The sequence below is a fragment of the Streptomyces sp. NPDC127595 genome (assembly GCF_042671685.1).
In the GTDB taxonomy this organism is placed as follows: Bacteria; Actinomycetota; Actinomycetes; order Streptomycetales; family Streptomycetaceae; genus Streptomyces.
Genome location: NZ_JBHXWK010000001.1, coordinates 511,479 through 536,647, shown reverse-complemented (window position 1 = coordinate 536,647; position 25,169 = coordinate 511,479). Strand labels below are relative to the sequence as shown.

The window sequence follows — 25,169 nt, the reverse complement described above, 5'->3', positions numbered from 1 at the left end:
GCCCCGGCCGGATCCTTCCGGCCGGGGCGGTCTCGTTCCGACCCGTATGGGCCACATTCCGAATCAAGGGGACTTCCTCCACGCGAGTGCGTGACCCGGTGGTCGGCCGTCGCCGCCTGAGCTCCGGCATACGAAAAGGGCCCCCACAGGCTCTCGCCCGTGAAGACCCTTCGCACCGTCGGGACGACAGGATTTGAACCTGCGACCCCTTGACCCCCAGTCAAGTGCGCTACCAAGCTGCGCCACGTCCCGGTGCGTTCCACCGGAGTCACCCCCGTGTTCACGCAGGTAAACCCTACCGCACGCGAGTGGCCGCACTCGCACGGGCGGTCACCGTCCCGTCGCGCAGCGGAGGGTGAGGGTGAGGGTTACGTGGCTGAGGCCGGGGAGCGATGACGCGCTGGGCGCTCCCCGGAGTTCAGTTCATCAGGCGTTGGGGTCGAACGCGATCCCGTCGGGCTTCGCCAGATCGAGGTGGTAGTTGAAGTTGCCGTCCTTGAGGCCGAAGACGGCGCTGCCGAAGTTGTACGCGTTCAGCTTGTCGCGCAGACCGGCGGGGTAGCCGTCCCAGCCGACCAGGCGGGGGAACTGCCAGGTGTGCTGGTGGTTCTCCGGCGGCTCGTCGGCGGAGTTCGCGGGGCGGAAGCAGTGCGTGCTGACTCCGTCCTTGTGGTAGACGATCTTGGGGTGCGTTCCGTCCCAGCGGATCGCGTCACTGCTGTAGGTGTTGAAGTCGCCGTGGGCGGAGGTGGAGACGTACTTGGCAACGTTGTCCTGGACCCACACCACGACGTGTTCCCAGTCGTTGCGATGCCCGCCGAGGCTGCTGCCGGCCACCGCCTGGTCCTTCTCGAAGTAGAGGGCGTACATGATCGCGCACCAGCCGTTGTTGCACTTCTCCCGCGAGTACCCGTTGGTGTTGTCCAGGTCCCATGAGTCCCGGCATGAGCCGTTGAGCGCCCCGGTCGGGTTGAGGCCGGGGTTGATGGTCCCGTCGGGACCGATGGCGGGCGTCGGGTAGCAGCCGTCCGTGTCGTAGTCATAGGCCGGCTGGAACGTCTGCTCCAGCCCGTTCGCGTTCGCCGGCAGGGCCGACGGCGGGTCGGCGAGGGCGATGCCCGGAAAGGCAACGACCAGCGCTACGGCGCTGCCGAAGATGAGGGAGACCTGGCCGATGCGCGACTTTGCTTTCACTGCGTCCTCCTGATCGACCGCGGTGTGGGGGCAGTTCGTGGCGGTCGTATTGGCATGCCCAGGTCATCCTTCCCGGGCACGGCCGAAACCGCCAGAGTCAGGAGGTGTCCGAGTGATGAAAGGTCAACCAATCCTCGCCGACCAATCAGGTCAACCAATCAAGTCGACCAATCAATTGGGAGAGGAACCGGGGTCGGCGGGACAGGCGGGTGGGGTGCCATTCCCCAACTCCCCGTGCCCTGGCATTAGTTGAAGACCCGTCGTCGCCCGTGCCGAGGACGGGCCGTGCCGAGGACGGGCCGTGTCGAGGGATGCTCACCGGCTCACGCCGCGCATCGCCAGCGAGCCCTCCGCGTGCCGCGCCGGGACAGGCGCTCCCCTGGCGCCGCCCCTAGACGGTGTCGCCCTGCGGCTCCCAGCCCTCGTAGGCCGCGGTCAGCAGGCCCAGTACACCGCTCGCGGTGACCTCGCGGGGGTTGGGATAAGCCGTCGTCGTGGCCTGCGCGGCGGCGACCGTCAAGTCGGCCTCCTTCAGGCCGAGTTCTGCGAGCGAGCGGGGCGCGCCGAGCCTTCCGGCCAGGTCGTGCAGGGCGCGGGGGACGTCGTCGGTGCCCAGGGCGCGGGACAAGGCCGCGATCGCGTCGGGGGCGGCGGGCGCGTTGTACGCGAGGACGTACGGCAGGACCACCGTGTGGGTCTCGGCGTGCGGCAGGCCGAAGGTGCCGCCGAGCACATGGCACAGCTTGTGGTGCAGGCCCATGGTGGTGGCGCCGAGGCAGGCCCCGCAGAGCCAGGCGCCGTAGAGGGCGCGGCCGCGCGCGTCGAGGTCGCCGGGGGCCGCGGCCACCTGGGGAAGGGCCCCGGCCATCGCCCGTACGCCCCCCTCCGCCATGAGGGAGACGAGGGGCGAGGCGTCCGGCGCGTACAGGGCTTCGGCGGCGTGCGCGAGGGCGTTTACGCCGCTGGTGACGGTGAGGGGGACGGGGAGCCCGAGGGTGAGTTCGGGGTCGTAGACGACGGTTCGGGGCTGGACCACCGGGTCGCGTCCGGTGCGCTTGGCGCCGTTCTCGGTGAGGCCCCAGACGGGGGTCATCTCGGAGCCGGAGTAGGTGGAGGGCACGGCGACCAGCGGCAGTCCGGTGCGCAGCGCGATCGCCTTGCCGAGGCCGATCGACGAGCCGCCGCCGACCGCGACACAGCCGTCGGCGCCCAGGGCCCGCGCCACCTCGACCGCCCGGTCGGCGACCTCCACGGGTACGTGCATACGGGCCTCCGCGTGCAGCCCCGCGCAGGAGTCGCCCAGCGCGTCGGCGACCACCCGCGCGACCTCCGAGCCCCGGCTCCCGCAGACCACGAGCACCCTGTGCAGTCCGAGCCGGGCCACCTCGCCCGGTGTCGCGGAGACCGCCGCGCCGGGCCGGAAGACGACCCGCCCGGGCCGGCTCTCGTAGGAGAAGTCGAGCGCGGTGGTCATACCGCCTCCAGTACGAGGTCGAAGTGTGCGTACCGGAAGGGGTTCGGGACGCCGAACTCCCGTGCCAGGGACGGGTCGTCGGTCTCGGCGAAGTCCTGGACCAGGCTCTTCTTGACGGCGAACACCGCGTCGGAGTCGAGGTACGCGCTGCCCGCCACGAACATGTGCGTGGTGACCGGGGCGTGGCCCGCGGCCGAGGCGATGAAGTGGATGTGGGCGGGGCGGTAGGGATGGCGGTCGGTCGCTTTCAGGAGCTCGCCGACCGGGCCGTCCGTCGGGATCGGGTACGGGCTCGGCACGCAGGTGCGGAACCAGAAACGGCCCTCGGTATCCGCCGTGAACAGCCCCCGCCCGTTGCCCGCGGGCTGGACGTCCGGCCGCTGCACGTCGTAGAAGCCCTCGGGATCGGCCTGCCAGACGTCCAGGACGGCGCCGGGCAGCGGGGTGCCGTCCGCCGAGAGCACCCGGCCGCTGACCACGCACTGCTCGCCGTTGCCCACCAGGTCGATGTTCGCGCCGAGATCGCGGACCGGCGACTCGGTCATGTGGAAGGGGCCGAGGACGGTCGACTCGGTGGCACCCGGATCGCGATGGCCGTTGATGGTCTCCACGAGCATCGAGACGCCGAGCACGTCCGACAGGAGGATGAACTCCTGCCGGGTGTCCGTGCACATCTGCCCGGTCGCGGTCAGGAAGGCGATGGCCCGCTCCCATTCCTCCATCGTCGGCTCCGTCTCACGGACGAAGTCGTGGAGGTGGCGGGTGAGCGCGGTCAGCAGCTCACACAGCCGGGGGTCGGCGGTCCGCTGAAAGCTGTCAACGACCTCGCTGGTGAGATCGGTCGTGCGGTCGGTGTTCATTCCACTCCCCTGAGTCCCGTCAGGCATGTCCGAGGATCCGTCGCAGCGCCGCCGACAGCAACTCCTCGGCGGCGTCGGAGGCCGCCGGGTACCGGAAGGCGACAAACCCGTCAGGCCGTACGAGCAGGGCGCCGGCGTCGGAGATCTCGCTCAGCCTCGCCCAGTCCCCGTACGGGTCCTCGTACTCCTGCCCGGGCCCGATGACGACGGTGGCGACCGCCACGTCGAGCGCTCCGGCCGCGCGCACCCAGCCCTCGCCGCCGATGCCCGTGACCAGCGTGAAGCAGCCCCGGCCGACCGTGTCGAGGGTGGACAGGGTGCGGGTCCCGGAGGTGATCCAGGCGTGCGGGAGCTTGGCGCCGGGGCGGGAGGAGGGCTGGTGGTACAGCTCCGGGTCGCGCGCGAAGCCGGGATCCGGCGAGCCGTCGGGGACGATCGCGTCGGAGGCGTACCGCTGGTTGAGGTCGACGCCGTGCGCGTTGAACTCGTACACCTTGAAGGCGATCGCCTCGCGCAGCGCCTGCCGCTGCTTGGCGGCCGCCTCCGTCGCGTCCTTGCGGGCGGCGATGTTGGCCCAGAGCTGTTCGGGGGTCTGCGGGGAGAGCCCGTCGAGGGCCTCGAAGATGGGGGCGGTCTCGCCGATGGACTTGTTGGCGCGGGTGACGATCTGTCTGCCGACGGGGGCGCGCTCGGTGGTGTACGTGTCGAGCAGCTTCGGGGCCGCTGTGCCGTCGAGGACCAGCTTGAGCTTCCAGGCCAGGTTGTAGGCGTCCTGGATGGAGGTGTTGGAGCCGAGTCCGTTGGACGGCGGGTGGCGGTGGGTGGCGTCTCCGGCGCAGAAGACGCGGCCGTTGGAGTACGTCTCGGCGTACATCTCGTTTACCGTCCACGCCGAGGACGACTTGATGGTCACCGGGATGTCGTCGTCGCCCACGAGCTGCCGGACGACCGACTCCGCGTACTCGGTGGTCAGGTCGGGAGCGCCCGCCGTGACGTCGTACCCCCAGACGATCATCCACTCGTTCCAGGGGCGGACGTTGCGCACCAGGCCCGCGCCGATGCCGCCGACGGTGGCACCGGGGGCCAGCACCCAGTAGAGGGTGGAGGGCCGGTGCGCGGTGTACTTGGCCAGATCGGCGTCGAAGACGATGTTGATGCTGCCCGCGACACCCATCTGGCCGCCCATCGGCAGGCCCGCGTCCTCGGCGACTTTGGAGCGGCCGCCGTCGGCGCCGATCAGGTACTTGGCGCGGATCTTGTACGTGTCTGCGCGCAGCCGGTCGCGGAGGGTGGCCGTCACGCCGTCGGCGTCCTGGGTGTGCGAGAGGTACTCGGTCTCGAAGCGCAGGGAGGTGCCGCGCGCGACCGCCGCGTCGACCAGCACCGGTTCCATGAGGTGCTGCGGCATGTCGCACATACGGGTGGGGCTGGCGAGTTCGTGGGCGGCCTGGACGAGCGGGTCGTTGCCCCAGGAGCGGACCCGGCCCAGTTCCTCGCCGGCCAGGCTCGTGCAGAAGGTCGTGTTGCCCATCAGGTGCTGCGGGGTGGCCTGCGCGATGACGTCCTGCTCGACGCCGAGGTCGCGGAGCACCTCCATCGTGCGCTGGTTGGTGATGTGCGCACGGGGGGTGTCGGAGAGGCGGGCGTAGCGGGTCGCGACGATGTTCGGTACGCCGTACGTGCTCAGGGCCAGCGCGGCCGAGGCGCCCGCGGGGCCGCTCCCGATGATGAGTACTTCGGTCTCGACGGTCTGCACGGGAAGGCTCCTGAGGGTGTGGACGGGCACCTGCCACTCTTGATCATGCGGTGTGGGGTGGCGGTTCGGGTGCCTCATTACGAGACATTCACGCTGCCTGGGGCAACGGCCCGGCGGTCCGGGTGACGGTCGGGCACCGGCGTACATCATGGTTCGTAGCCGATTAACCCGTTCTGAGGTCGCCTCACAATTCGGTGGAATCGGAAGTCGGAAAATAAGAGGCCTGACGAATCAATTGCCGGGCCCCCTCGATACATTCACTTCCCGCTGCTTGTGACGGAGCGCGGAATTCCCCTACTTTCGGAGAACCCCCACAAGGAGGAATTCTCCGTGAGCATCACAAGAAGAACCCTTCTCGGCACCGCGCTCGCCGCCACGGCGGGAGTCGGCACAGGCGCATTCCAGCAGGCGGTCGCCGCACCGGCCGCGAGCCCGCCGGGCGATGTCGTCGGCAAGATATCCGTCGGTTATCAGGGCTGGTTCGCCTGTAAAGGCGACGGTGCCCCGATCGACGGCTGGTGGCACTGGAGCCAGGACATGAGCCGTGCGCCGTCGTTGTCCAACACCACCATCAAGTCCTGGCCGGACATGCGCGAGTACAGCCGCGGATTCGCCACCGACTATCCGAACCTGACGAGCGGCGCGGCCGCGACCCTGTTCACCTCGTGGGACCAGCAGACGGTCGACACACACTTCCGGTGGATGCGCGAGAACGCGATCGACACCGCCGCACTGCAGCGGTTCAACCCCTTCGGCTCGGAGGGTCCGACGCGGGACGCGATGGCGCAGAAGGTGCGGCAGGCGGCGGAGGCCAACGGCCGCAAGTTCTACATCATGTACGACGTCACGAGCTGGACGTCCATGCAGTCCCAGATCAAGGAGGACTGGACGTCGAAAATGCAGGCGCATACGGCGTCGGGTTCCTACGCACGGCAGAACGGAAAGCCGGTCGTGTGTATTTGGGGCTTCGGCTTCAACGACTCGGGGCGCCCCTTCGAGCCCGCTCCCTGCCTGGACGTCGTCAACTGGTTCAAGGCGCAGGGCTGTTACGTCATCGGAGGCGTGCCAACGCACTGGCGTACCGGCACCGAGGACTCACGCGCCGGATTCTCGGACGTGTATCACGCGTTCAACATGATCTCGCCGTGGATGGTGGGCCGGATCTCCAGCGCCGCCCAGTCCGACCAGTTCTTCACCAGCGTCAACACACCCGATCAGGCGGACTGCGACGCCCATGGCATCGACTACCAGCCGTGCGTGATGCCGGGTGACCTCCAGGAACGCCATCGTGCCCATGGCGACTTCATGTGGCGGCAGTTCTACAACATGGTCCGCGTCGGCGCGCAGGGCATCTACATCTCGATGTACGACGAGTTCAACGAGGGCAACCAGATCGCCAAGACCGCCGAGACCGGAGACTCCGTACCCGCAGGTTCGGGCATCTGGGCCCTGGACGAGGACGGCACCCGCTGCTCCTCCGACTACTACCTGCGGCTGACGGGCGACGGCGGCCGCATGCTGAAGGAGGAGATCGCCCTGACGACCACACGGCCCACCCCACCGACCCTGTGAGGGGGAGCCTCAGACGCGGTTCCGGCCCCGCAGGCGGGGAGTGAACGCGGCATGGAACAGCGTGGAGGCCGCTCCCACCGCCGCGGCCTCCGCGCTGAGCACGGAGCGTTCCACCTCGACGCGGCGCAGTCGGCGCGCGGTGGGGAACTCGTTGACCGTACGGCTGATCTCGTCGAGGTAGAACTCCGCGACGTCGTCGGTGAAGAACGGGCCGCCGAGCACGATCAGGTCGATGTCGAGCAGGTCGACGAGCCCGAGGGCGCCGCCGCCGACCGCCCGTGCCACCTCCCGTACCGCGCTGACCGCGGCGGGGTCGCCGGCGGCCGCCGCCCGCCCCACGGCTCGGTAGGCTGCCGTACTCCCGCCGCCGCCCGGCACCCGCAGACCGAGCCGGGCGGCGAAGTCCGGTACGGAGACCGGGGGGTTGCACTCGGGCAGCAGCTCCGGACGGCCGTCGGCCGCGATCCGCCCGAGGGCGATCGCGCACAGTTGCCCGAACTCGCCCGCGTTGGCGCTCACTCCTCGGTAGAGGTCGCCGTTGAGGTACAGCCCGGAGCCGACGCCCGTGCCCAGATACAGGTAGGCGAAGTCCCGGGCCCTGCGGTCACGTCCGATCCAGCGCTCCCCCGCCGCCGCCGCGAGCGAGTCCTTCTCGATGAGCACCCGGCACGGGAAGTGGTCCTTGAGGAGGTACAGCAGCGGCAGGTCGTCCCAGGCCGTCATGAGCGGCGGGTTGAGTACGGTCCCGGAGGCAATGTCCACCGGTCCCGGCACGGCCACGCCCACACCGAGCAGGCCGTCCTCGCGTACGGCACCCTGTGCCTTCTCCAGGGCTTCGTGGCCCAGCGCGACGACCTGGGCGACGAACTCGCCGGGATCGATGTCGGCGCTGACCGGCCTCGTACAGGTACAGACGATCGCGCCGTCGAGGTCGATGACGACGGCGGTGAGCAGTTCGGGGTCGATGTGCAGGCCGAGGGCGTGCGCGGCGGTGCCGCAGAGCCGGACCGGGGTGCGCGGTTTTCCGGAGGTGGCGCGCCGCTGGGCGTCCTCGACCAGGACACCGCGGTCCAGGAGCGAGCGGGCGATCCGGGAGACCGACTGCTGGGTGAGACCGGTGCGGTGGGCTATCTCGCCGCGGGTGATGCTGCCGGAGAGGCGTACGGACTCGATGACCACGCACTCGTTGAAGGAGCCCAGGTCGATCTGGTTGACGCCGCTGAACGAGGCCGGGTGGGAGGGGAGTTCGCCCCGATGGGGTGCGCGCAGGTGCTCGGCGACGTTCTCGCGCAACCAGTGGACGGGTTCCGTGGACGGCCGGTGCGTGGTCCGTTGCAGGGCGGCGACGAGGTCGAGGTACACGCGCCGCGAGGACTCGGGGTGACTGGTGCTGTCGAGCGCGATCATGGCGCGCAGGAAGCCGCGCCAGGTGGTTCTGGCCGGGAGGTCGTGGAAGGTGACGGGCGAGTGGGTCCGGCGGTGCTCCTGGGCGGGCCGGGCGCCTCCGCTCTCCCACAGCACGATGGCGTGCAGCGCGATGTCCCGGTGGTGCTCGGCCGCGGCGGTCAAGTACGCGAGCAACGTGCTGTCACCGTCGGCGTCCGTCCCGGAACCGGTCGCGGCGCGGAGCGTGGACAAGGCCCGTTCCACGCCCTCCAGGACGTCCTCGCCGATCACCGTCGCGGCCGGGGCGGCCCGCGGTGCCTGGGACCGGGTGCCCGCGAGCAGGACGGCGCGCGCCTGATCGACGTACAGGCCCATGACCCAGATGTCGGCCCCGGGCAGGGGTGGCCGGGTCGGCACGTACGGGGCGGGTGACTCGTCGGGCGGGAGCTGCCAGCGGCGGCGGATGGAGGCCACCGTCGCGTGGGAGAGGCCGAGTTCGCGGGCGATGGCCCGGCTGGCGCCGCTGCCGCCGGGGGCCAGCAGCGCGCGGGTGATGACCTCGGCCTCGTCGACCGTCGCGGGCCTGCCGGTGCGCGGGCGCTGGCGCAGGCCGGGCAGTCCCGCGCTGTGCCAGCGGTGGCGCCAGCTCCCGACGGTCTGCCGTGACACGCCGAGGCGGCGCGCGATGTCGGCGTCGCGGAGCCCTTCGGAGGCGAGCAGGACGACATGGGCGCGGGTGGCTAGCGGGCCCTCGCTGCCGGCCCAACCGCGCAGCACGGCAAGGGTTTCGGGCGCGAGGCCCACGTCGGGATGTGGCTCAGGCACCGCTGCTGTCCTCCTGGCGTTGCCCGGCCCGCCGGAGCCGCAGCGTGCGGATCTGGAACGGTCGCAGGGTGAGCGGGACACGGCCGTGCCGATGGGGGTGGGGTGTGGGGTGTTCCTCCAGGAGGTCGGTGTCGTGGACCGCCTCGACGGGGAAGTCCGCGCAGAGCACGGCGTGGGTCCGTCCGCCGCGTGCTTCGTAGAGCCGTACGACGACGTCGCCGCTGCGGTCGTCGGCCAGTTTCACCGTCTCCACGACGACGTCGGGGTGGTCGACGTGGACGAGCGGCGGCTGCGGGCCGATGGCCGGGCCCGGGCGGAGCGGGAGGTTGACGGCGTATCCCTCGGTGATGGCGTCGCCGAGGGTGGCGCCGGGGCGCAGGGTGTGCCGGAAGCGGTGGAGGCCTCGGTCGGCGTGCGGGTCGGGGCCGTTCGGGGCGTGCAGCAGCGTGTGCCGTACGACAGTGGTGGTGCCGCCGTCTTCGCGGGTGTGCCGGGCGACGTCGTGGCCGTAGGTGGAGTCGGTGGCCAGGGCCACGCCCCAGCGGTGCTCGCCGACGTGGATCCAGCGGTGGGCGGCGAACTCCGCGGAACTCCCGTCGGCGTTCTCGTGCGTGGGTCGGGCGACGTGCCCGAACTGCACGTCGGCATGGCCGAGTTCGGCGTGCACGTCGAGCGGCCAGGCCAGTTTGAGGACGGTGTCACGCTCGCGCCAGTCGACCTCGGTGTCGATTGTCAGGGTGTGGCTTCCGGCGGTCAGGGTCAGGTCCTGGACGAACGTCGAGCGTCCCGTGCCGCGTCGGATGCGAACCCTCGCCAACAGGGGCCCGCACGCCAGCAGTTCGACCTGGCCGGCGCCGAGCAGGTCCCGACTTTCTTCGCCGCGCAGGAGTTGGAGGAGGTTGCCCGCGCCGTCGGAAGCGAGGGCGTCCCGTCCGGTGGCCAGGTCGACGGCTGAGCGGACCAGCCCCGCCGTGTCCACGCGCACCCTCAACAGGCCGTTGTCCAGGATGTGTTGGCCGTCGACCGTGGTGTGCGCGGTCACGCGTGCGGTGCCGTCGAGAGGAAGGCCGGTGGGTCCGGCGCCGAGTGCGGGCGCGTCGGCGAGTACGGCGAGGCGCCCGTCGGGCAGGACCTGAGCCGTGTCGGACGTCTGGACGGTCCCTGCCGCGAGGGTGACGACCTCGCGGCGGGGGTGCGGCGCGGCGTTCCAGACACCGGCGCCGTCGGGTTCACCGACCGCGCGCCGCACCAGGCGGGTGAGCCGGCGGTGCAGATCGCGGTGCTCGTGTTCGGCGTCCTCGTGGACCCAGGCGATGGAGCTGCCCGACAGGATGCTCCGGCTCTGCTGGAGCAGCAAGCGCCGCCACAGGGCGTCGAGTTCGTCGTACGGGTAGGGGACGCCGTGGCGCACGGCGGCGGTCGCCGACCACAGTTCCGCCTCGTGCAGCAGGACTTCGCTGCGGCGGTTGCCGTGCTTGGTGCGGGCCTGGCCGGTGTACGTGCCCTGTAGCGGGGCGAGGTCGAGTCCGCCCCGCCGGACCGGCGGATGCGGGTACTCCTCCCGCGCCTCACGGAAGAACTGCGCGGGGTGGCGCAGGGCGACGCGCGGTGACCCGTCCAGGTCGGCGAGCCTGCGGGCGCGCTCCAGGGTGTCGCGGCCGGGTCCCTCGGCGGCACGGCCGAGGGGCAGCAGGGAGCGGGTGTCGGGGCCGCTTTCGGTGACGTCGGTCACGGCGTCGGCGAGCGCCGCGATGTCGGGCGCGAGGTGGGTGAACAGCGTGGTGCCGTCGATGCCCTCCCAGCGGAAGGTCGCCGGGTGGTCGGCGGCAGGGCGCCTCGCGAGGAGCCAGCGCGCGCCCGCGAGGGTGGCGATCTGCGGCAAGGCGGCCGAGGCGCCCCTCGCTCCGGGCAGCCAGGCACCTTCGCTGTCCGCGCCGAGTTCGTCGCGGAAGAAGCGGCGGCCGAGGACGAACTGGCGCACCAGGGCCTCGCCGCCCGCCAGTTCGACGTCCGGCTCGACCCAGGTGCCGCCCACGGGGACCCAGTTGCCGTCGGCGACGGCCTTGCGCAGCCGCTCGAAGACGTGCGGCTGCTGGTCCCGCATCCAGGCGTAGTGCTGGGCCGAGGAGGCCCCGACGACGAGTTCCGGGTACTCCTCGGCGAGGGTGACCAGCGTGCTGAAGGTGCGGGCACAGCCGCGGACCGTCTCGCGCAGCGGCCAGGTGCCCCCGGAGTCGAGAAGGGCGTACCCGACGCCCGCTGACGTGTGCGCGGATGCGGGAGCGCGCTCTGCGAGTGCCGGCGCGAGAACTCGGCGTGCTGCCGCGGCGGTTCGGGCGACGGCGTCGGGGTCGACGGCGTCGACCGCCTGCTCCAGGGCGATCCGTATCTCGTGGCGGCGCGGGAGTTCGGCGGGCAGGGCGCGCATGAGGCCGTCGAGGGTCTCCATGTCGTGCAGCAGGTGCCATACGTCGTCGTCGCGTACGGCGAGATCGGCGCGCCGGAACCGGTACAGGGGCGCGTCGCCCGCGGTGACCGGGTCGCCATAGCGGACTCCGCTGCCGGTGGCCGCGTCGATGAGCGGGTTGGCGGCGGCTTCGAGGAGGAGGCGAACCGTTTCGCCGCCACGGGCGGAGGCCGTGACAGGGACGGCGCCGGTGTGCGTGTGCAGGCCGTGCAGCGGGATGCCGTGTTCGTCATGGACGAGGGCTTCGGCCTGACAGCCACCGGCGGGGCCGAGGTCGATGAGGGCTTCGACGCGGCGGCCCGCCCAGCGCGCCGGGATGTTCGCGCCGACGCGGAACCAGGTCGTCGACCACGGGCTGCCCCAGGGCTCCCCCACCGTGAACGGCGTGTAGTCGGCGCGCAGCGCGACGCCCACGGGCACCGGCTCTCCGGGGATGTGCCAGGCGCCGATGTCCATGGGCAGCCGCTGCGGATACAACGCGGGGCGGAGCCGTTCGCTGAGGAATGCGGCTATGCGCTCTTCGCCGGACTTTCTCCGGTCATGCATCGGAAGCCCTTCCTGTCCAGCCAGTAACCGCCATGTAAAACCATGTGTGTTATCAAGTCAACGCCTCTCACTCGTTCCTTCTTCTTGCAGATCGCAAGGTAACCAGGGGGAATTGTCAGGGGAATTCAGCTCCACGAAAGGACGTTCGCGTCAATTAATTGGGCTGACATTCCGAGCGCGTGTGAAGGCGGCAGGAGGGCCTGCCGCCTTCAGTCGGAAGCTACTGATCCACGCGCTCGGGCCGCTCGCACGTGGTGTTCACCGGCAGGGACCTGCCGCCCTGGGCGGCATCCAGCAGAGTGAGCATCACGTCCAGTACGTGGTGGGCGAGTTCGGCCGACGCGCGATGCGGACGCCCCGCGGCGATCGCCTCGGCCAGGTCGCCAAGTCCCGTACCACGCCCGGCTGTCGGGTATCCGGCCGAGACGGGCAGAGGTTCCCAGCCGCTGCCGCGGTGGAGTTCGACGAGCCCGTCGAAACCGTTGGGGTCGGGGACGGAGAGCGAGCCCTCGGTGCCGTGGACCTCTATCCGCGGCAGCCGGGCGGCGCGGACGTCGAAGCTCATGACGAGGGTGGACAGGGCGCCGCCGGCGTGTTCCAGGATGCCGGTGATGTGCGTGTCGACCTCCACCGGGAAACGTGTTCCGGCCCGGGGACCGCTGCCGATCTCGCGTTCGGCGCGTGGCCTGGACGCTGCGCCGGTGACGCGTACGACGGGGCCGAGCAGGTGCACGAGCGCCGAGAGGTAATAGGGGCCCATGTCGAGAAGGGGTCCGCCGCCCGGCCGGTAGTAGAACTCAGGGTCGGGGTGCCAGGGTTCGGGCCCCGCCGAGGCCATGAACGCCGTCGCGGAAACCGGCCTGCCGATGAGTCCGTCGTCGACGGCCTTGCGGGCGGTCTGGGTGCCGGTGCCGAGGACGGTGTCCGGCGCGCAGCCCACCCTCAGTCCGCCGGCCCGGGCGGCGGCGAGCACCGACTCGGCCTCCTCGCGGGTCGCCGCCAGGGGTTTCTCGCCGTAGACGTGCTTGCCCAGCGACAGCGCGACGAGGGCGACTCCCGCGTGGGCCGCGGGGATCGTGAGGTTGAGGACGGCGTCCACGTCGTCCCCGGTCACGAGGTCTACGACGGAAGCGGCGACCCGTACGTCGCCGGATGCCCGGGAGGCCGCCTCCTTCGCCCGGTCGAGGTCGAGGTCGGTGACGGCGGTGAGCCGTAGGGAGTCGAGGCGGGCCAGCGTCTCCAGGTAGGCCCCGCTGATCTTGCCCGCGCCGACCATGCCGATCCTCAGCGGCTCGCCCACAACAGTCCCCTCTCGGTGAGCGCCCGCACCTCGGGCACGTCGAAGTCGTCCGGCTTGTGTCCGACGGTGGACACGAACACCCGGCCCGCGCCCCAGTTCCTGGTCCACACGGCGGGCATGACAACGGCTCGGTCCCGCTCCTCGTCGGGCTCGAACGTCGTCGTCGCCAGTACGTGGATCAGCGGGTCGGTGGACACCCAGTACTGCTCGGTGTGGACGCGGAAGTCACTCAGACCCTGAATGACGGGGTGGTCGGCGCGCTCGGGCACCAGGTGCACGTTGTGGTCGTGGAAGCCGGGCGGATGCATCAGGAACTGCCCACCGGTCAGAAGCTGGTAGCCGACGTCCGCGCGGAAGGAGTCGACGATGCCACCGTGCCAGCCCGCGAGGCCGGTACCCGCGCGCACGGCGGCGACGAGTCCGTCGCTCTGCTCACGCGTGATCTCGCCCATGGTCCAGCACTGCACGATCAGGTCGGTGGCCGCGAGGAGGTCCGCGTCCTCGTAAACGTCGAGCGACTCGGAGGTCTCGACGGTGTAGCCCTGGTCCTTGAGGAACGGCAGGAACAGGTCGGTGATGGTGATCGGCTGATGGCCCTCCCAGCCGCCCCGGACGACGAGTGCTCGTCGCGGGGCCTTGCTCGCGGGTACCCGTCGCGGTACGTCGCTCACGGCCGTCCCTCGCGGTGCGTCGTCGGTCACGGGTATTCGTCGCAGTGCGTCTGTCACGGTCGTTGTACGCTCCCGTCGGTGTTGCGCAGCAGGGCCCAGCGGTCGTGTTCCAGCGGTTCCGGCACGGGATGGCGGCGGGCCGCCACCTCGTTGAAGTCGACGCCGTGGCCAGGGACTTCGGGCGGCACGAGGAAACCGTCGCGTGCGACGACCGTACCGGGGAAGACCTCGGCGACAGCGGGTCCGAAAGTCGCCGCCTCCTGCACTCCGAAGGCGTGGCTGGAGACGTCGAGGGCGAGGGTCGCCGCCTGGGCGACGGGACTGACGTCGGCAGGGCCGTGCGGGGCGAGCCGTACGCCGCGCAGCTCGCACAGCGCGGCGAGCTTGCGGGCGGGGGTGAGTCCGCCGAGCGTCGGGACGCGCAGCCTGGCGAAGTCGATGTCGGGGCCGCCGAGGAGCGCGGTGAACTGGGCGCTGTCGCTGAAGAGTTCACCGACCGCGAGCGGCACCGGGGACGCCGCGTGCAGGCGCGCGAAGTGCCCGGAGTCCTCGGGTGCGAGGAGGTCCTCGACGAAGTAGAGACCCGCGTCCTCGACGCGCCGGAGGAAGTCCCGCGCCTGGCGTGGATCGAGCCTCTCGTGCACGTCGTGCAGCAACTCGACGTCGTCACCGACGAGTTCACGCACCCGGGTGAGGATCTTCGGGACGGTCCGCACATACGCGGCCGAGTCCCAGGGGACGCGCCGGGCCCGTACGGCGGCCGGGTCGCCGGCCGCTCCTCCGGTGCCGTAGGTGTCCGCGCCAGGTACGGCGGCCTGGACACGGACGTGCCGGTACCCGCGCTCCCGGGCCGCGGCCACCCGGTCGGCGATCTCCCGTTCGTCGGCGCCGTCGACATGCGTGTAGGCCTCGGCACCGGTGCGCACCCGGCCGCCGAACAGCGAGTACAGGGGTGCCCCGAGCCGCTTGGCCTTGAGGTCCCACAGGGCTACGTCGACACCGCCGAGGGCGTTCCCGGTGACCGAACCGCCGCGCCAATAGGCGCTGTTGAGGAGCAGTCGGTGGATGTCCTCGATGTCGTCGGGGTCCCGTCCGAGGAGCAGCGGGGCGAGGTACTCGTCGAGGACCGTGCGGACGGCGAGGGTGCGCTGCGGGTCGCTGGCGCAGCCGAGGCCGTAGAGCCCCGGCTCGTTGGTCTCGACGCGCACCACGAGGTGGGGGCAGCCGTGCGGGGCGGTCAGGAACGTGCGGACGGCAGTGATGCGGATCTTCGCGCCGCGTTCCTCGACCCAGGGGGCCGGAGCGAGCACGGGAGCAAGGACGGGCGTGCGGGCATCAGGCTGAGCCATGCAAACTCCCGCGTACGGATAGCAGAATGACGTACTGCCATCCGAACGTACGAAGCGCCCCATGGGTTTGTCAACGGCCCTGCCAAATATGGCATCGGGGTGGCCTGAACGCCATCCCCCGGGGGCGTAAAGGACCTCTCAGCACTGCCCGAGAATCTCTCAGCACTGCCCGAGGATCTCTCGGCGCGCCGCCCAGGGACCTCTCGGCGCCGCCCGAGAAACCTGTCAGCGCCGCCCAAGAACCTGTCAGCGCTGCCCGATCCGCTTCAGCAGAGTCCGCAGGGAGTGCGCCGCCTCGGTCACGGCCTGCGCCACCTCCTCCATGCGTTCGTCGTCCATCCTGCTGCGGGGAGCCGAGCAGCTGATCGCGTCGCCGCCGTCCGGGGCGACCCCGAGCGCGACGGCCACGCAGCGGATGTCCACCGCGTTCTCGCCGTCGTCCACGGCCCAGCCGCGCAGCCGGGTCTGGGCGAGCTGTCCGAGCAGGGCGTCCGGGTCGACGACCGTGTCCGGGGTCAGCCGCTCCAGGGGCCAGTCGAGCCGGCGCTGCACCTCGGCCGGGTCGTACTGACAGAGCACCGCCTTGCCCAGCGCGGTGGCGTGCGCGGGGAGTCTGCGCCCCACCGCCGAGTACATCCGCAGGGCGTGCCGGGACTCGCGTTTGGCCAGGTACACGATGTTCGTGCCGTCGAGTCTGCCGAGGTGGACGGCCTCCCCCGTCTCCTCGGCGAGGGCGTCAAGGACGGGCCCCGCGAGGCTCGTGACGTCGTCGCCCTCCAGGTAGGCGGTGCCTGTCAGGAGGGCTTTGAGACCGAGGCTGTAGCGGGTGCCGGAGGCGTCGACGTCCACCCAGCGGCGCGCCTCCATCGTGCGCAGGATCGCGTGCAGGCTGCTCTTCGGCACCGACATGGCGCTCGCCATCTCGGCGAGCGAGAGCCTGGCGCCGTCCTGCCCCAGGAGTTCGAGCACTTCGAGTACCCGAGCGGCGGACTTGACCTCTTCGACCTTGCGCCCGCGCGCTGTCGCTGTCACCGATTCCACTGGCCCTCCGCCTCCCCGCCCCGGCGCCCCTCGGCTGACCGGTTCAACACCTCATCGCAGCATGCGTCTTGACGCTATATCACAACGACTCTAAGTTCAGTCACTCCAACGCCATTCGGCCTTCTGAACGGTAGACCACCCTAGGTAGGGGCCCATGCGGATACCTGTTGCACGAAAAGCCCGGCTTGTCGCGGCGGCCGTGGCCACGGCGCTCTCGCTCACCTCCCTCACGGCCTGCGGCGGCTCCTCCGGCTCGGGGGACTCGAACTCGCTGGAGATGTGGACGTTCAAGCAGTCCCATGTGAGCGCGCTGCGCACCGCCGCCAAGGAGTTCGAGAAGGAGACCGGCATCTCGGTCAGCGTCGAGGCCTACACCCCCGACGACGCGTACACGACCAAGGTCCAGAGCGCGGCGAAGACCGGTGACCTGCCGGATGTGCTCGAAGTGCACTCGGACGGGGAGGACCGGGTCCTGGGCGCCGCCGGGATCGTGTCGGACCTCAAGGACGACTTCAAGGGCGACTGGTCCGGGCGTATACAGCAGGCCGTCCAGGAGTCCGGGCTCGTCACCGAGCAGCGGTACCAGAACTCGGTGAACAAGGAGGCCAAGGACCACGGCATCGAGAAGGGCGCCCGCTACAGCGTGCCCCTCACCGTCGGCACCTTCGGCATCGTCTACGCCAACAAGAAGATGCTCGCCGAGGCCGGCATCACCAAGGTCCCGGCGAACTGGGAGGAGTTCCTCGCCGCGCTCGATGCGACCAAGGCCAAGGACTCGAAGAACGGCGGACTCTCGCTGGGCCTCAAGGTGCAGGCCACCGGCCTGACCTGGGTTCTCCAGCCGCTGGCGTACGCCCAGTTGGGGCGGGATGCCTACGAGAACCTGTGGGCGAAGGACACCGGCGGCGACTTCGCTTCACCGAACGGCGTCGAAGTCCTGTCGATGTACGACGAGTTGACCCCGTACTGGATGCCCGGCTCCCAGACCCTGACGATCGATCAGGCGGACCAGGCGTTCGCGCAGGGCAAGGCCGCCTTCGACGTGGGCGGTACGTTCACGCTCGCGTTCCTCAAGCAGAACGGCATGAACCCCGACGACGTGTTCGCCTTCGGTCTGCCCGCCCCCGCGGACGGCGCCGTGCCCGACCGCGCCCTCGGCCCGCTCGCCCTGACGAGCCTCAGCGTGACCTCGACGAGCAAGCAGCCCGAGAACGCGAAGAAGTGGATGGAGTTCCTCTCCCAGCAGGAGGTCGCGACGCAGTTCGCCAAGGACTCCCTGGACCTGCCCGCCACCGAACTCGGCGCGGAGTCCGCCAAGATCCTCGGCCCCACGCTCAGTGCGATGGTCGACAGCTTCAAGGGCACGCCCGAGACGACGTACGACCCCACGCGCAACGACGCGTACCTCCCCATCGGGTACGAGCAGGACGACGCCGGCGCGATCCTCGCCGACCTGACACCGCTCAAGCAGACCTCGGTCCAGGAGACCGGTCAGAAGCTCAGGAGCCTCAACCAGTCGTACTGGAAAGCGGCAGGCCAGTGACCACAGCTCCCCGGCAGACCGCGCCGAAGACGGTGGAGCGCGCGGGGAACCGCCCGGTGAAGACCGCGGCCACTCCCCCGGCGCCCCGCCGTTGGCGCGGGTACGAAGCCGTCTCCGGGTATCTGTTCGTCGCCCCGGCGGTAGTGCTCTTCGCGGTGATGGGCCTGTACACGGTGGGCTACGGCTTCGCGCTGTCCTTCGCCACCTGGAACGGCTTCGCACCGAACTGGACCTGGGTAGGCCTCGACAACTACGCCGACCTGCTGTGGCGTGACCCGGTCTACGCTCCCAGGGTGCGGCACGCCGCGCTCAACACCCTCTGGGTGATGCTCGCCGCGCCGGCCCTGACGGTCCTGGTGTCGTTTCCGCTGGCCGTGCTGCTCAACCAGGTCAGGCGGTTCCAGTCCGTGCTGCGGTCCGTGTACTTCCTGCCGTACGTCACCAGCGGCATCGCCGTCTTCTTCGCCTGGCAGTACATCCTGCAACCGGACGGCGCGGTCAACTCCCTGCTCGGCAGCGTCGGTCTGGGTTCGCTGGAGCAGCCGCAGGGCTGGCTGGGCAATCCGTCCACCGCGATGGCGACGATGGTCGTCGTGACGGTCTGGGGTGCGGTCCCGGTCGCGATGCTCCTGTATCTCACCGGACTTCAGGGCATCGACCGCAGCGTCCTGGAGGCGGCCCAGCTGGACGGCGCGGGTTGGTGGCGTACCAACCTGTCGGTGGTCTGGCCGCTGGTGCGTCCCATCACGGCGATCGTGGTGCTGCTGAACCTGCGCGAGTCCTTGCAGGGCTTCCAGACCTTTCTGGTCATGACCAACGGCGGACCGGGTGACCACACGAACGTCCTCGGCCTGGAGGCGTACCGCCTGGCGTTCCTCAAGAACCTCTCGCCCACGCTCGGCCTGGCCAGCGCGCTCGGCTGGATCCTGTTCGCCGCCGCCCTCGTCCTGGCCCTGATCAACCTTCGAGCACTGCGGAGCAAGACATGACGACGATCGCTCCGGCCCGTTCCGGTGCCCGTACACCGGGCGGCGCCCGCAAGGTCGTGGCCCGCACGGTCGTGGGCGTGCTGCTCGCCGCGTACGGCCTGGTCAGTGTCTATCCCTTCCTGTGGATGGTGTCGGCCGCCTTCAAGGACCAGATCGAGGTCGTACGCGGCGGTCATCTCATCCCCGACAACCCCACGTTCCAGACGCTCACCGACACCTGGAACGAGCTGCACTTCTTCGACTTCTTCCTGAACAGCCTGCTGGTGACCGGGTACACGGTGGTCCTCACGCTGGTGGTCTACGCGGCCGCGGGATACGCGTTCGCCGTCCTTCGCTTTCCCGGGCGCGGGCTCCTGCAGAAGCTCTTCATCTCCCTGCTGTTCGTGCCGGGGATCACGGTGATGCTGCCGATCGTGCTCCTGGAGAACAAGCTGGGCATCCTCGGCACGCACTGGGGACTCGTCCTGCCGTTCGTCAACGGCGGTGCCCCGCTGTCGATCCTGCTCATGACCGGCGCGTTCCTCGCGGTGCCCGGGGAACTGCGGGACTCGGCCCGGGTGGACGGCGCGAGCGAGCTGCGGATCTTCACCAGGGTGTATCTGCCGCTCTCCCAACCCGCCCTGATCACGGTGGCGTTGCTCACCGCCATCCCGACCTGGAACGAGTTCCTGCTCACCCGGGTGTCCCTGAACGATCCGTCGACGTACACGCTTCCGCTCGGTCTGCAGACGCTGTCCGCGGAGAACGTGCCGCACTACAACAACCTGATGGCGGGCGCCCTGATCGTCGTCATCCCGGTGATCCTGCTCTTCCTCAGCCTCCAGCGGTACTTCGTCAACGGCCTTGTCGGGGCGGTGAAAGGCTGATGCGCGTCCTGGTCACCGGCGCCGCGGGCCACATCGGACAGCACGTCCTGGCCAAGCTGTTCGCGGCCTCGTACGACGTCGTGGCCACCGACATCCTGCCGTTCGAGGCGCCCTCGGCCGAGCGTGTGCACATCGGTGACCTCCAGGATCCCGACCTGGTACGCAAGGCGGTCGACGGGGTGGAGGCGGTCGTCCACCTGGGGGCGATACCGCACCCCAACATGGACGATGCCAGTGCCCTGTTCGCCACCAACTGCCTGACCGCGCACCGCGTTCTGGACGAGGCGGGCCGCGCGGGCGTCCGCCGGATCGTGGCCGCCTCCAGCATGGCGGCCGTCGGGCTCGCCTGGTCGCCCGTCCCGGTCTCGCCCCTCTACGTGCCGCTGGACGAGGAACACCCCTCGCTCATCCGCGACCCCTACGGCCTGTCGAAAGCCGTACTGGAGGAGACCGCCCGCAGCACGCACCGCCGCTGGGGCACGGACATCGTCTGTCTGCGCTTCCCGTTCACCGGCAGTGGGGAGCGGCTGCGCGACCAGCTCGCCGGTGTCGCGGCGGACCCGGGAGCCCACCGTCACGACCTGTGGGGCTGGCTGCACACCAGGGACGCGGCGGCCGTGGTGCACCAGGCGCTACAGACGGACTTCACGGGATGCCACGTACTCAACGTCGCCGCCGCCGACACCTCCTCGCCCCTTCCCTCGGCGGAGTTGATGGACCGCTACCACCCGGGCGTGCCGACCTTCTCGTCACTGCCCGGCCGCACCTCCCTGTTCGACACGACGGCCTGCACCGAACTGCTCGGGTTCGTCCCGCGGTACGGCCGGCCCGGCAACCAAGGAGAGTGACATGAACGTTCCCCGGTACTCCGGATCCCTGTCCCGAAGAGGGTTACTCGCGGGCGGAGCGGCCGTCGGCGCCGCCGCGCTCACCGCCGGTACGGCATCCACCGCCTCGGCCTCCGCACGGCCCAAGGGCCTCTCCGCGAACGCGCACATCTTCTACTACCCGTGGTACGGGTCCCCGAAGGTGAACGGCGAGTGGCGGCACTGGCAGCAGGGCGAGCTGACCCCGCCCGACAACATCAGCGCCAACTACTACCCGGCGCTCGGCCCCTACGACTCCGGCGACCTGCGCGGGGTGGTCGCCCGGCACATGCGCTGGCTGCGGCGGGCCGGCATCGGCGTACTGGTCAGCAGCTGGTGGGGGCAGGGCAGTTACGAGGACCGGATGGCGCCCGTCGTCCTGGAGGCGGCCGCCGCCGAGGGGATCCAGGTGGCCTGGCACATCGAGCCGTACCAGGGCCGGGACGCCACCTCGGTCGTCGCGGACATCCGCTATCTGACCGGCCTCTACGGCGACCACCCCGCCTTCCACCGCGCCGAAGCGTACGGCGACCGGTGCGCGTACTACGTGTTCAACAGCCTGCTCACCGTCGACTGGTCGGCGCTGCACGAGGTCGACGACATCGCGATCGTCATGGCGCAGACCTGGGACCTCTCCCGCATCGGCGACTTCGGCGGCGTCTACACCTACGACGCCATCGCGACCGCCAACCGCCCCGACTGGACCGCGGTCGCCGCGTTCTGCGCCGAGCGCGGCATACCGTGGGCGCCGTCGCTCGGCCCCGGCTACCTGGACGACCGGGCGGTCCCCGGCAACACGAGCCCGACCCTGGACCGCGCCGACGGCCGCACCTACGACCTGGAATGGGAGTACGCGCTGGAGAGCGGCCACGGTGACGCCCCGCCGGACTGGGTGAGCATCACCTCGTTCAACGAGTGGCACGAGGGTACGCAGATCGAACCGGCGACGGCGCGTACGCCGGGCACCCTCGACTACCTCTCCTACGAGGGTGCGTACGGGCGGCGCGGTGCACGCGCCGAGACGGCGTACCTGGACCGCACCGCCCAGTGGGTGGCCCGCTTCGAGGCCGCGCTGGCCGCCGGGCGCTGACGCCGGGCCACCGGCACGGCGGCAGGGGCGGTGTCACCCGGTGACGGTGATGTTCGTCAGGCCCCTGCCGCCGCTGGAGGTGTTGGAGGACGCGACGGTGTTCTTGGTGGCGCAGCCGCTGTTGTCGGTGACGTTGATGCCGTAACCGGGCGCGGAGCCGAGGGTGAACTTGTTGCTGGTGAACTTGTTGCCGCAGCCGTAGGGGTCGTAGACGTTGTGGACCTGGAAACCGTCCGTGTACGGGGTGGAGACGGTGTTCGCGTCGATGACGTAGTTGTCGCCCTTGACGTCGATCGTGGAGTCGCCGGAGTTCTGGTTCTTCTCGCCGGTTCCGTCGAGGGTGTTGCCGCGGATCGTGCCGCCCTTGGTGCCTTCCTTGATGTCTATGCCTTCGGCGGCGACATTGGGGCCGATCTTGTTGTTGAGGACCTGGACGTAGTCGGAGGCGTCGACGCCGGTGGGGCCGGCGTACTGGTCCCAGTTGCTGTTCGCGGAGCCGATGTAGACGCCTTCGCCGTACGAGGGCTGGGTGGTGCCGATGTCGTGGATGTTGGAGTTCTGGATGATCCCGTGGTCGCTGCCCGAGCGGAAGTGGACGGCTTCGTAGCCGATGTCGTGGACGTGCACATCGGTGAGGGTGGCGTGCGGGGAGGCGTCCAGCACGATGCCCTTGACGGAGTCGTCGACGGTGATGCCGGTGACCTTCCAGTAGGGCGCGGAGCTGAGCCACAGGCCGTAGCCGTTGCCGCCGTTGGACTTCAGCACGGCCTTGCTGCTTCCGGTCAGCGTGATCGCGGAGGTCGAGGTGCCGTCGGCGGTGGCCTTGAACTGCCCTTCGTACACGCCGTCGGCGAGCTGAATGGTGTCGCCCGCCTTGGCGTCGGCGAGCGCCGCGGTGAGCTGCGAGGCGGTGGAGACACTGACCGTGCGGACGGCTGCGGCGGCCGAGGCGGACCCCGGCAGCGTCACGAAGGCGAGCCCGCCCACTGCCGCGGCCGCCACCGCGGAGACGGTCAGAACACGGCGGGTACGCCGCCTGTGGCTGCCGGTGGGGTGGGAAAAGGGTTCCGCACGGGACTCTCGCATGGGGACGACTCCGGGGACGTGGGGGGCAGGGCCATGGGGGACCAACTGGAGCCGGCGATTAGGAAACGTTCCTAACTTCGGCCGGGCAACAGGGTGTTTGCCATGGTGAACCCGTGTCAAGGTCCTGGGGAGAGATCTTTGCTACGACTTCAGCGTCATGTATACGGTCGCCGGCGCCACTTCCACGCCGTCCGTACGGTCAGCGGCGCCACGGAAGGCGCTCTCGGGCAACCGGCGTTCGAGTCCGGCGGCCTTTCAGCGGTCGCAGATCAAGGCTGGCGATAGGCATCGACGATCCGGTCGATGACAGCTGCCGTGGTGCGCACGTCGCTCGCCGAGAAGCCGTTCAGCGCCTCGGCGAGCCACTGTCTGCCCGTCGCCTCGGTGCGAGCCACCGCTTCTCGGCCATCCTTGGTGGGAGCGACCCGGCGTGCTCGCTGGTCGCCGGGTTCGCGGGTGGTCTCCACCAGTCCCAGCTCCTCCAGCCGGCGGACCTCCCTGGTGACGTGCGGGGCTTTCACCATCAGCGCCTCCGCGAGTTCCCTCAGCAGCAGAGGTGACGGTGCCGCCGAGAGCACCCGGAGCACCGCGAGCGAGGCGCGGTCGACGGTGACGCCCGCCTCGCGACGCAGCCGCGCGTGGGTCTGATTGCCGCTCATGGCGTAGGACAGCGCGGACAGGGCCTGCTGCAGACTGCCTACCGCCGTGCGGTCGGAGGGTTCGGAGAGATCAGAGGGTTCGGGGAGTTCCACCCACCGATGATGCAGCACGCACCGCCGCACCCATGGCCAGAAACGTGCCCTCAACATGGAGTTCGTGGTTGTCCGCCGTCCAACGGAGCACTAGCCTCCACATGTGTCCACTTACTTAAGGTAAGTAATGGCGAAGTCGTGGTGGCGCCCTCCTCCGAGGAGTTGAGACATGTGGATCGCCCTGGACACCGACACATGCTGCGCGGCCGGCCGGCGCGCACCCGCGATGACGCTCTCCTGACACCGATCCGACCGCGCATACCCCCCACTCCGGAAGGACAGCGATGACCGAGACCCCCACCGCACCGCCCGCCTACACCGCGACGCGCGCGCCCGGTTGCCCCTTCGACCCTCCCCCCGAGCGCGCCCGGCTGCTCAAGGAAGCGCCGGTGTCCCGCGTCACCCTGTGGAACGGACAGACCGCCTGGCTGGTGACCCGCCACGCGGACCAGGTCGCGTTGCTGCGCGACGAGCGGATCAGTGCGGACAGCACACGGTCCGGCTTCCCCAGCAGCAGCGCCGGCTTCCAGGCGCAGAACGCCCAGAGCCGGACGTTCATCTCCATGGACGATCCCGAGCACAGCGAGCAACGGCGCCGGTTCACGGCTGACTTCACCGTCAAGCGCACCGAGTCGCTGCGGCCGCGCATCGAGGAAATCATCACGGGCCTGCTGGACGCCATGGAGAAGGCCGGTCCGCCGGCCGATCTGGTCACCGCGTTCGCGCTGCCGATCCCGTCGCTGGTGATCTGCGAGCAGCTCGGTGTCCCATACGAGGACCACGAGTTCTTCCAGCGCACCAGTGCCGTCCTGGTCGACACCCGGAGCACCCCGGAGGCCGCTGTCGCCGCCTCGGGTGAACTGCTCGACTACCTGGGCCACCTGGTCGAGGCGAAGGCCGAGCACCCCACCGACGATCTGCTCAGCCGCATGGCCACTCGGTACCTGCGGACAGGTGTCAGCACGGTCGAGGAGTGCGCCAAGCAGGCCAGGCTGTTGCTGGTGGCGGGCCATGAGACGACGGCCAACATGATCGCGCTGGGCACCGCCACACTCCTCCAGCACCCCGATCAGCTGGCCGCGGTGCGTGACGGAAGTCCGGCCCGGGTGGCGGGGGCGGTGGAGGAACTGCTGCGGTACCTGACCGTCGTGCATCTGGGACGGCGCCGTGTCGCGCTGACGGACATCGGGCTCGACGGGCAGACCATCCGTGCCGGTGAGGGCGTGATCTGCGCCTCCGACGTCGGCAACCGGGATCCCGAGGTCTTCGAGGACCCCGACCGGCTGGATGTGGACAGGCCGGGGGCCCGTCGCCATCTCGCCTTCGGTTCCGGGACCCACCAGTGCCTCGGCCAGAACCTCGCCCGGCTGGAACTGCAACTCGCCTACCCCGCGCTGCTGCAGCGCTTCCCCGGACTGCGCGTCGACCGGCCGCTGGAGGAGATTCCCTTCCGTGCCGACATGGCCGTCTACGGCGTCCACGAACTGCCCGTCGCCTGGTGAACGGCCCGGGTGGCGGGGCTCGGAAGCCCCGCCA

19 protein-coding genes and 1 tRNA gene are annotated in these 25,169 nt (G+C 70.2%); 7 read left to right on the top strand and 13 right to left on the bottom strand.

Annotated features, from left to right (window positions below; genetic code table 11):
- Positions 1-178 precede the first annotated feature (178 nt).
- From ACFVKT_RS02320 to ACFVKT_RS02300, 5 genes are all read right to left on the bottom strand, one after another.
- Positions 179-252: transfer RNA gene (locus ACFVKT_RS02320), tRNA-Pro, on the bottom strand.
- Positions 253-426: 174 nt separating this feature from the next.
- A complete protein-coding gene (locus tag ACFVKT_RS02315) occupies positions 427-1,194 on the bottom strand; it encodes an NPP1 family protein (protein WP_385726662.1) in 768 nt (255 codons plus the stop codon).
- 391 nt (positions 1,195-1,585) lie between these two features.
- A complete protein-coding gene (locus ACFVKT_RS02310; RefSeq protein ID WP_385726660.1) occupies positions 1,586-2,668 on the bottom strand; it encodes a maleylacetate reductase in 1,083 nt (360 codons plus the stop codon).
- On the bottom strand, positions 2,665-3,528 hold the full coding sequence (locus tag ACFVKT_RS02305) for an intradiol ring-cleavage dioxygenase (protein ID WP_385726658.1): 864 nt from the start codon (positions 3,526-3,528) through the stop codon (positions 2,665-2,667). Before ACFVKT_RS02305 ends, ACFVKT_RS02310 begins: the two co-directional genes overlap by 4 nt.
- A 19-nt stretch (positions 3,529-3,547) precedes the next feature.
- The gene (locus tag ACFVKT_RS02300) at positions 3,548-5,284 is read right to left on the bottom strand and encodes an FAD-dependent oxidoreductase (RefSeq protein WP_385726656.1); all 1,737 of its coding nucleotides are present in this window, start codon (positions 5,282-5,284) and stop codon (positions 3,548-3,550) included.
- Between the two features lie 330 nt (positions 5,285-5,614).
- Here ACFVKT_RS02300 and ACFVKT_RS02295 point away from each other — a divergent pair, with 330 nt between their 5' ends.
- Positions 5,615-6,856, top strand: a complete 1,242-nt coding sequence (locus tag ACFVKT_RS02295; protein WP_385726654.1) for a glycoside hydrolase family 71/99-like protein — start codon at positions 5,615-5,617, stop codon at positions 6,854-6,856.
- A 9-nt stretch (positions 6,857-6,865) separates the two neighbouring features.
- On the opposite strand, the gene ACFVKT_RS02290 is transcribed toward ACFVKT_RS02295, so the two are convergent.
- From ACFVKT_RS02290 to ACFVKT_RS02265, 6 genes are all read right to left on the bottom strand, one after another.
- On the bottom strand, positions 6,866-9,067 hold the full coding sequence (locus tag ACFVKT_RS02290; RefSeq protein WP_385726652.1) for an ROK family protein: 2,202 nt from the start codon (positions 9,065-9,067) through the stop codon (positions 6,866-6,868).
- Positions 9,060-12,080, bottom strand: a complete 3,021-nt coding sequence (locus tag ACFVKT_RS02285) for an alpha-mannosidase (protein WP_385726650.1) — start codon at positions 12,078-12,080, stop codon at positions 9,060-9,062. Before ACFVKT_RS02285 ends, ACFVKT_RS02290 begins: the two co-directional genes overlap by 8 nt.
- 220 nt (positions 12,081-12,300) lie before the next feature.
- A complete protein-coding gene (locus tag ACFVKT_RS02280) occupies positions 12,301-13,380 on the bottom strand; it encodes a Gfo/Idh/MocA family protein (protein ID WP_385726648.1) in 1,080 nt (359 codons plus the stop codon).
- Positions 13,365-14,051, bottom strand: a complete 687-nt coding sequence (locus tag ACFVKT_RS02275; protein WP_385726646.1) for a ThuA domain-containing protein — start codon at positions 14,049-14,051, stop codon at positions 13,365-13,367. The genes ACFVKT_RS02280 and ACFVKT_RS02275 overlap by 16 nt, the downstream gene beginning before the upstream one ends.
- A 53-nt stretch (positions 14,052-14,104) precedes the next feature.
- A complete protein-coding gene (locus ACFVKT_RS02270; RefSeq protein WP_385726644.1) occupies positions 14,105-15,400 on the bottom strand; it encodes an enolase C-terminal domain-like protein in 1,296 nt (431 codons plus the stop codon).
- Between the two features lie 246 nt (positions 15,401-15,646).
- A complete protein-coding gene (locus ACFVKT_RS02265; RefSeq protein ID WP_385726642.1) occupies positions 15,647-16,432 on the bottom strand; it encodes an IclR family transcriptional regulator in 786 nt (261 codons plus the stop codon).
- 163 nt (positions 16,433-16,595) lie between these two features.
- On the opposite strand from ACFVKT_RS02265, the gene ACFVKT_RS02260 reads away from it, so the two are divergent.
- Genes ACFVKT_RS02260 through ACFVKT_RS02240 form a run of 5 tightly spaced genes read left to right on the top strand, consistent with a single transcriptional unit; the run spans position 16,596 to position 21,795 of the window.
- Positions 16,596-17,984 (top strand): ABC transporter substrate-binding protein, encoded by a 1,389-nt coding sequence (locus ACFVKT_RS02260; protein ID WP_385726640.1) that lies wholly within the window; start codon positions 16,596-16,598, stop codon positions 17,982-17,984.
- A complete protein-coding gene (locus ACFVKT_RS02255) occupies positions 17,981-18,973 on the top strand; it encodes a carbohydrate ABC transporter permease (RefSeq protein ID WP_385726638.1) in 993 nt (330 codons plus the stop codon). Before ACFVKT_RS02260 ends, ACFVKT_RS02255 begins: the two co-directional genes overlap by 4 nt.
- The gene (locus ACFVKT_RS02250; protein ID WP_385726636.1) at positions 18,970-19,839 is read left to right on the top strand and encodes a carbohydrate ABC transporter permease; all 870 of its coding nucleotides are present in this window, start codon (positions 18,970-18,972) and stop codon (positions 19,837-19,839) included. Before ACFVKT_RS02255 ends, ACFVKT_RS02250 begins: the two co-directional genes overlap by 4 nt.
- On the top strand, positions 19,839-20,687 hold the full coding sequence (locus tag ACFVKT_RS02245; protein ID WP_385726634.1) for an NAD-dependent epimerase/dehydratase family protein: 849 nt from the start codon (positions 19,839-19,841) through the stop codon (positions 20,685-20,687). The genes ACFVKT_RS02250 and ACFVKT_RS02245 overlap by 1 nt, the downstream gene beginning before the upstream one ends.
- 1 nt (position 20,688) lies before the next feature.
- A complete protein-coding gene (locus tag ACFVKT_RS02240; protein WP_385726632.1) occupies positions 20,689-21,795 on the top strand; it encodes a glycoside hydrolase family 99 protein in 1,107 nt (368 codons plus the stop codon).
- Positions 21,796-21,828: 33 nt separating this feature from the next.
- Here the strand turns inward: ACFVKT_RS02240 and ACFVKT_RS02235 are convergent, their stop codons facing one another.
- Positions 21,829-22,881 (bottom strand): right-handed parallel beta-helix repeat-containing protein, encoded by a 1,053-nt coding sequence (locus ACFVKT_RS02235; RefSeq protein ID WP_385726630.1) that lies wholly within the window; start codon positions 22,879-22,881, stop codon positions 21,829-21,831.
- A gap of 269 nt (positions 22,882-23,150) precedes the next feature.
- Positions 23,151-23,633: a MarR family winged helix-turn-helix transcriptional regulator gene (locus ACFVKT_RS02230; RefSeq protein ID WP_385726628.1), complete on the bottom strand. Its 483-nt coding sequence runs from the start codon at positions 23,631-23,633 to the stop codon at positions 23,151-23,153.
- 284 nt (positions 23,634-23,917) lie between these two features.
- On the opposite strand from ACFVKT_RS02230, the gene ACFVKT_RS02225 reads away from it, so the two are divergent.
- The gene (locus tag ACFVKT_RS02225; protein WP_385726626.1) at positions 23,918-25,135 is read left to right on the top strand and encodes a cytochrome P450; all 1,218 of its coding nucleotides are present in this window, start codon (positions 23,918-23,920) and stop codon (positions 25,133-25,135) included.
- Positions 25,136-25,169: the final 34 nt, after the last annotated feature.

Excerpts from the sequence above, each read along its gene's own strand:
- ACFVKT_RS02305 (WP_385726658.1), bottom strand. The coding sequence starts at position 3,528 with ATGAACACCGACCGCACGACCGATCTCACCAGCGAGGTCGTTGACAGC.
- ACFVKT_RS02250 (WP_385726636.1), top strand. The coding sequence starts at position 18,970 with ATGACGACGATCGCTCCGGCCCGTTCCGGTGCCCGTACACCGGGCGGC.
- ACFVKT_RS02225 (WP_385726626.1), top strand. The coding sequence starts at position 23,918 with ATGACCGAGACCCCCACCGCACCGCCCGCCTACACCGCGACGCGCGCG.
- ACFVKT_RS02260 (WP_385726640.1), top strand. The coding sequence starts at position 16,596 with ATGCGGATACCTGTTGCACGAAAAGCCCGGCTTGTCGCGGCGGCCGTG.
- ACFVKT_RS02285 (WP_385726650.1), bottom strand. The coding sequence starts at position 12,080 with ATGCATGACCGGAGAAAGTCCGGCGAAGAGCGCATAGCCGCATTCCTC.
- ACFVKT_RS02310 (WP_385726660.1), bottom strand. The coding sequence starts at position 2,668 with ATGACCACCGCGCTCGACTTCTCCTACGAGAGCCGGCCCGGGCGGGTC.
- ACFVKT_RS02245 (WP_385726634.1), top strand. The coding sequence starts at position 19,839 with ATGCGCGTCCTGGTCACCGGCGCCGCGGGCCACATCGGACAGCACGTC.
- ACFVKT_RS02235 (WP_385726630.1), bottom strand. The coding sequence starts at position 22,881 with ATGCGAGAGTCCCGTGCGGAACCCTTTTCCCACCCCACCGGCAGCCAC.
- ACFVKT_RS02270 (WP_385726644.1), bottom strand. The coding sequence starts at position 15,400 with ATGGCTCAGCCTGATGCCCGCACGCCCGTCCTTGCTCCCGTGCTCGCT.
- ACFVKT_RS02240 (WP_385726632.1), top strand. The coding sequence starts at position 20,689 with ATGAACGTTCCCCGGTACTCCGGATCCCTGTCCCGAAGAGGGTTACTC.